Source organism: Arthrobacter sp. 18067 (assembly GCF_902706295.1).
Classification (GTDB): Bacteria; Actinomycetota; Actinomycetes; order Actinomycetales; family Micrococcaceae; genus Arthrobacter.
This window is the reverse complement of sequence record NZ_CACSJJ010000045.1, coordinates 1-6,272: the sequence shown is the minus strand read 5'-3', so window position 1 is coordinate 6,272 and position 6,272 is coordinate 1. Positions and strand designations below refer to the sequence as shown.

Genomic DNA, 6,272 nt, shown 5'->3' with positions numbered 1-6,272 from the left:
TCTCTCACCAAACCACCCCTCCCCGCCGACGCTCTCTCACCATCCCTGACCCGGCGACGATCCGGGAGAGAGGATCCGCCCCAAAGCGACGATCGGTGAGAGAGGATCCGCCCCAAAGCGGCGATCGGTGAGAGAGCGCTGGGGTTGTAACGTTCGACTCATACCCAGCAGGCGTCCAGCGTATTAGCTTAGGCTTACCTATATGACTGCCCTCCCCGTCACCTCGTCCGCCACACGCAAAACACGCCCGCAGGTCAACCTGACCGTCCTGCGCACCGAACACCTATCGCCGCATATGGTGCGGATCGTGGCCGGCGGGGCAGGATTCAGCGATTACGCGAACAACGAGTACGTGGACCGCTACGTCAAGATTGTCTTCCCGCAGCCGGGCGTCGATTACCAGTACCCGCTGGACTTGTGGGCCATCCGCGAAACCATGCCGCGCGAGCAGTGGCCGCACACCCGGACCTACACCATCCGCTGGGTGGATTTGGAAGCCCAGGAGCTGGCCATCGACTTCGTCGTCCATGGCGATGAAGGGCTGGCAGGGCCATGGGCGGCTGCGGCCGAACCCGGCGATTCGCTGATCTTCACTGGCCCCGGCGGCGCGTACAACCCTGCCCCGGACGCCGACTGGTACTTGTTCGCCGGCGATGACGCCGCGATCCCCGCCGTTGCAGCATGCGTGGAAACCCTTGCTCCGGACGCCCGCGGCACGGTCTACCTCGAGGTGGACAGCGAAGCAGACATCCTTCCGATCTCCGCACCGGCCGGCGTCGAACTGCATTGGTTGCTGCGCAGCGGAGTTCCTGCGGGGTCCAGCGACCTCCTGCTCGAGGCCCTGCGCAACACCGAATGGCTGGACGGCCGTGTGGACGTCTTCGCTCACGGCGAGCGTGGCTACATGAAGGGTCTCCGCGAGATCTTCTTCGCGCAGCGCGGCTTGGAGCGTTCCCAGGTCTCGCTGTCCGGCTACTGGGCCCAGGGCCGGGTGGAGGAAGTCTTCCAGGCTGAGAAGAAGCTTCCCGTCGGCCAGATCTAGATACAGGCCAGATCTAGTTACAAGACAGATCCAGCTTTCGTTCTTAAAGCCGAACGGCGCTGCCCAAGTGGCGGCGCCGTTCGGCTTTTGTTGTTAACGCCTGCGTACCCGTCGGCGCTCGTTGCTGGACAAGCCCTTCGTGAGCGGCCTGGCCAGGTTGTCGCCGAGCACAATGCCCGCGGCGACACCCAGCACAATCGCACCGGCATTCAGCATGCCACCAGCACCTGCCAGGAAGTCGCCCCCTTCAACAGTCAGGGCGTACATGGAGCGGAATATCGTCAGTCCAGGAAGCAGGATCAGTGCTGCTGGAACTGCGACCACCAGCTGGGGAGCACCCAACTTAAGCGCCACCACGCGAGCCAGCAGGCCGATAACCACCGCCGCGACGGCGGGCGACAAACGGTCGCCGAGGCCGGCTTCGCCCACACCCCATAAGACGAAGAAACCCACGATGCCGACTGCCGCCGTCGGGAATAACAGCCGCATTTGGGTTTGTTCCGTGACGCCGATGGCCACCACCGCAATGGCGATGAGGATGGCTTGGACCAGCAGGGGGTAAGCGTCGGGGAATGTTTGCGTGACGTCCAGGACGGCGCTGCCCATGAGCGTCCCCACGACGACGGCCACGCCGATGCCCGCCACGATGGCCCCGAAGGTCAGCAGCGTTGAGAGGAACCGACCGGCGGCCGTTACCGGGAAGCCATTGATGGCATCCTGCACCGACGAGACCAGCCGACCTGTTGGAAGCAGCAGCAGGATGCCGCCGGCAACCACAATGGACGGAGCGATGTCCGCACCTGCCCAACGCAACATCAGTGCGATGAAGGTGACCAGGAACGCGCACGCCATGGTGTTGAAAAAGTCTGCCGTCCGCCATCTGGCAAGTTGACGGGAGAGCAGGCTGACCAGGATGTTTGAACCGAAGGCAACCGCAGACGCTCCCAGGCCGCCACCCAAAACGCCGACGAAGACCGCAGCAAAGATGCCGAAGGCAATAGTGACCATCCACCGCGGGAACGGTTTAGCGCTGCGGATGATTTCGTTCAACCGGCGCACGGCTTCATCGCGGCCTACTCCCCCGGCCACGATGTCCGTGACCAGTTGGTGCACTTGCGCCAAGCCGGCGTAATTGTTGGTCCAGGAGCGCACGACGCGGAGCAGCGTGATGGGCGTCTGGTCCTTGGGCGCGTAATTGATGGCCACCGACTGGTTGGTGATGTCCACTTCAACGTTCTTCAGGCCAAGGGCAGCCGTGACGGCGATCATGCTCGTCTCGACCTCCAAGGCGCCTGCCCCGTATCGGAACATGACCTCGGCCAAGTGCAGGGCGAAGTCAATGGTCTTACGGGCGGAGGCATCCACTCCCACCACCTGGATGGTGGGGTTGGCGTACGGACTTCCGGCAAGCCGGTCCACGATGTTCATAGGCGCCGTGGGTGGGCTGTCACCCTGGACCAGGCGCATGAGCATGCGTTTGGCGTTGACGTTCTGCCGGACCTGCGATGGCCGCAGCGGCTGGGTCTTGGGCAAGCCGTCGGTATGGGGCCTGCTGGCGGACCCCTCGGGGCGTTCAGTCACGCGGTGATCCTCCCTTGGCTTGTTTGATTAGCGGTTCCCCCGCAGGTTTCGTACTACTGGCAATTTCTCAAGGGGCAATCGTCCCAGCACTGTCTGGGCGGCTCCTGCGAGCTTCCTGACCACCCGATAGGCGTTGAAGATGAGCGGATTCACCGGGGCCACGAAATCGCCCACCAGTTGTACCACCTCACCACCGAAGCCCTTCTTGAATTCATAGCCGCCGTGGCCGGTCTCATCCTGGCCCTGGATGCCGAACGTGCCGTAGAAGTTGTAGCGCGAGTAACCGTTGTTGAGCGCGTGCAGCATCATGCCCCAGTACAGGGAGGTAGCACCGTTGAAGTAGATGTAGTCCTGCACGGTGCCACCGATGACACACACGAGTTCGTCCCCCGAGCAGGCGAAGTGGATGGCGGCAACAGTGGCGACGCCCACTGAATCCGGGAAGCGCTCAATATCCTTCAGGCTGCGCTCGTAACTGTCCACGAGGTCCTGGACAACCTTGACGCGGTTGGCCTTCTTCTTGCTGCCGGTCTCCTCGACCTCACGTTTGAGGTCCGCCAGGGTCTTGGATTCGGCATCCAGGCGCTCGGTGATGGACGCACGGTACTCGGGGATGTTGATCTTGGCCATCATGAGCTTGGTGAACTCATCCGAGGTGTTGCGGAGCAGGTGCTCGTAGTATTCGCGTTCGCGGTACGTGAAGCCCTTTTCATTACCGGCGGTGCTCAGTGCGTTGTAGAACTCATCCAAGGTCTCCAGCGTGGCTTGCTCCAGGTAGACGCCGTTCTTTTCGGCTTTCCGGATGGCCTTGCGCGTGCGGTAGTTCATGCCCATGATCAGCTCTTCGGAATCCGCGATCCCGTCGAGCTGCTTGATGAACATCCAGTTGATATTGGCGAAGTTCATGTCGAAACCCTGGTGCTTGAAGCCCAGGCCTTCGAACTCCTTCAGCAGGGGTCGGTTGTCTTCCACTTCCGGGTGCTCGGCGCCTTCTTCGTCCCGTGCGATGTACCGGATGTTGGGTGATATCCGGAGTTCCGCGGCCTTCTTCGAGGCCGCGTGCTTCTTCAGCTGCTCGACGACGAAACTCACCACGGCGGGATCGCTGTAGTCCATCAGTGGTCCCTTGGCGCAATCGCACACCGTGTAACCAAAGCGGTTCCTTGTGTAGACAAGCTTGCCAGCGGCGATCAGGCTGCCACCCTGCGTCACACCAAAGAGCTCGACTTCCTGCCCACGGGCGCGCTGGAAGCGAGTCAGGTCCATGGACTGGATGAAGCTGCCCTGGGGGTGCCCCTTGGCAAACGTCTCGAAATCAGCGTCACTGAGAATCACGAATTCCATGTCGGTTCCAGCCTCAATCGGAGTCAAAGAAATTACCTCACCTAACAGTAGATTTGCGCCCGTTGGTGGCCGGGGCGGGCCTGGAGTTTGCTTGCTGGTTGTAGCCAGCCATCAGTAGAATTGGCCGCCGGTGCGCATGGTTTCGAGTCGACGGAAGATGCGTTCCGCACCCTTGAGCCACAGTTTGTAGCGGACGGGTCCCAGCACGAGGTCGTAACAGCCCACGAAATCCGTGACGGTCTTGGTGAAGCTGGTCTTGAATGATCCCAGGCCGTAGAGCGGGTGGGACTTGTCCTTGATCCTGGCCGCAGGGGGTGTGCCGCAGAAATCGTATTCCACGCAGCCAAGCTCCTGCATACGCCGGATCGCCGCCCACTGCGCCAAATGTGAGTCACCGTACTGCTTGCGGTTCTGGGTGGAACCGCCGTCCTTGTACGTCGCCTTGGAACCGTAGTTGATGACGAAAGCGCCGACGCTCGGCGCCCCGTCCTCGTGAACGAAGAAGAAATGTCCCTGGCCCCGGCTGCTGAACTCTTCCCAGAACGTGGAGTAATACTCGTAGCTCCGAAGCGGCATGGCCCCCTTGGCGTTCATGGTGTTCTGCATAAGGGCGTAAAGCTTGCGATAACTGTCTTCGCCGGGCTCTCCTTGCACTACCTCGCAGCCTTCACGCTCCGCCCTGCGGACTGCGTTGCGGGCACGCGAGGAAATGCTGCGGAGGACTTCATTGGCCGGTGCCGAGATATCGAGTATCGCCGTTGAGTCGTTGGTTTGGATGTTCGGTGCCTTAACCAAGCCCCCCGCCTTCAGTTGCGTCACCGCCTCGGGTGACTCCACGACGTCGGGCTCGATCTTGATGGCGAAGACGTTCATCTTCTGTTCCTTGGCCAACGAGGCGATGGCCGCGAGCATGGGGTTGACGTCTTCCAGCACGGCAGCGTCCGGGCCCTTGATGAGGTACCAGAGCCGGCCCATGACCGGGAACTTCTTCTCCAGGAGCAGGTTGTAGCTGGCGTAGTCGGCGCTCTCCACCACGAGGCGGCGGACCAGCCAGCCGTTGCCGTCCTTGACTGCCGCATAAGCGTCCGATTGGAGCATGTTGCCGCCATTCGGATTGGCCGTGACGTGCTTGTCCCAGTTGTCGATTTCCTCGGCGGTGGCAAAGCGGGCGGTAAATTCTCGCAAGGTGGCCGTGTCCAATCTCAGGGTTTTGGTGCAGTGTTCAAAAGCGTGGTGCGCATGCAGGCATGCAGCTCCAAGTCTATCGGGCTGAGAAAAATCGGCTGGTTTCTGAGGAGAAGTGCTCCGTTGCAGGTGCTTACAAACGGATCTGGTCCGCACTCTCCAGCTGGATTGCCTTCGGTTGCTTTCCGAGTTCACGCTGGCCGCTGACAAGGCGGTCCGCGTTGGTCAGCCGGCTCAGGCTAAGCCCTGTCAGGTCCGCGATCTCCCCAATGGGGACCTGGAAGGTCCGGAACGGACCCAGCGGCGGCGGTTCGCCCTCCAGCAGCCGTGTCTCGATGGCCTTCTTCAGATCGACCTTGCCCAGCAGCGGCGACTGGTCCAGGACAAATCCGACGGCGGCCAGCTTGGCATCGTTGGTCCATGCCGCGATCTTCCAGAACTTCCGCGGGATCTGGACGCCACGGTACGGCTGATCGTCATCACGGAAGACCGGTCCTGTGAAGACGCTGAGTTTTGCGTCATGGGCGTCGGCATGTTCCAGGACATGGTCCTCGAGCCCCACCCACAGCTCCTTGCCTTGGTTGAAATCGTCCACTTGCGGCGCAGCGTTGGTGAAGGCGAAGGTGTCCTGGTTGGCCTTCTTGGCCGTAGCAGCATCGCCCCAGACCGGATCCAAGCGCCGGACCAAGTGCCCGCGATCAAAGGCGTTGTTCTTGTAGACGTCCGGGCCTGCCTGCTGTTCCTTGGGGATCCTGTCGTCGAAGTGCCAGGTTCCCTCGCGGGCCAGCGGGTTCAGCTCCGCGCCGCTGATGTTGACGCCTACGATCGCCGCGAGCTTCCGGGCAGCCCGGAAACGCACGGAAAAGTGGATGTAGTCCAAAAGAATCGTCGTCGCCGACGGACTGGGCAGCTCAAGGCGTGCCCGCAAAAAATCCCTGTCGTATCCCCCGCTCATGGATACAGCATGGCACTAGCCACCGACAGTAAACAGACTCAGCATTCGACGACGTTGACGGCGAGGCCGCCCATCGCGGTTTCCTTGTACTTATGGGACATGTCCTTACCCGTTTCCCGCATGGTCACAATGACCTCGTCCAAGGAAACCCGGTGCGTCCCGTCA

At 61.6% G+C, this 6,272-nt stretch carries 6 protein-coding genes; 1 reads left to right on the top strand and 5 read right to left on the bottom strand.

Annotated features, from left to right (window positions below; genetic code table 11):
• Positions 1–202: 202 nt before the first annotated feature.
• Positions 203–1,042: a siderophore-interacting protein gene (locus tag GVL04_RS23810; RefSeq protein WP_159709127.1), complete on the top strand. Its 840-nt coding sequence runs from the start codon at positions 203–205 to the stop codon at positions 1,040–1,042.
• A gap of 93 nt (positions 1,043–1,135) precedes the next feature.
• Here the strand turns inward: GVL04_RS23810 and GVL04_RS23805 are convergent, their stop codons facing one another.
• The 5 genes from GVL04_RS23805 to GVL04_RS23785 all read right to left on the bottom strand — a co-directional run.
• On the bottom strand, positions 1,136–2,623 hold the full coding sequence (locus GVL04_RS23805) for a threonine/serine exporter ThrE family protein (protein ID WP_159709126.1): 1,488 nt from the start codon (positions 2,621–2,623) through the stop codon (positions 1,136–1,138).
• A gap of 27 nt (positions 2,624–2,650) precedes the next feature.
• Positions 2,651–3,967 (bottom strand): peptidoglycan bridge formation glycyltransferase FemA/FemB family protein, encoded by a 1,317-nt coding sequence (locus GVL04_RS23800; RefSeq protein WP_159709128.1) that lies wholly within the window; start codon positions 3,965–3,967, stop codon positions 2,651–2,653.
• 111 nt (positions 3,968–4,078) lie between these two features.
• Positions 4,079–5,167 (bottom strand): peptidoglycan bridge formation glycyltransferase FemA/FemB family protein, encoded by a 1,089-nt coding sequence (locus GVL04_RS23795; RefSeq protein ID WP_159709125.1) that lies wholly within the window; start codon positions 5,165–5,167, stop codon positions 4,079–4,081.
• A gap of 118 nt (positions 5,168–5,285) precedes the next feature.
• The gene (locus GVL04_RS23790) at positions 5,286–6,107 is read right to left on the bottom strand and encodes a DNA/RNA non-specific endonuclease (RefSeq protein ID WP_159709124.1); all 822 of its coding nucleotides are present in this window, start codon (positions 6,105–6,107) and stop codon (positions 5,286–5,288) included.
• Between the two features lie 38 nt (positions 6,108–6,145).
• Positions 6,146–6,272, bottom strand: a 127-nt coding sequence (locus tag GVL04_RS23785) for an L-serine ammonia-lyase, iron-sulfur-dependent, subunit alpha (RefSeq protein ID WP_159709123.1), incomplete at its 5' end; no start/stop codon positions are given.

Excerpts from the sequence above, each read along its gene's own strand:
- GVL04_RS23810 (WP_159709127.1), top strand. The coding sequence starts at position 203 with ATGACTGCCCTCCCCGTCACCTCGTCCGCCACACGCAAAACACGCCCG.
- GVL04_RS23800 (WP_159709128.1), bottom strand. The coding sequence starts at position 3,967 with ATGGAATTCGTGATTCTCAGTGACGCTGATTTCGAGACGTTTGCCAAG.
- GVL04_RS23790 (WP_159709124.1), bottom strand. The coding sequence starts at position 6,107 with ATGAGCGGGGGATACGACAGGGATTTTTTGCGGGCACGCCTTGAGCTG.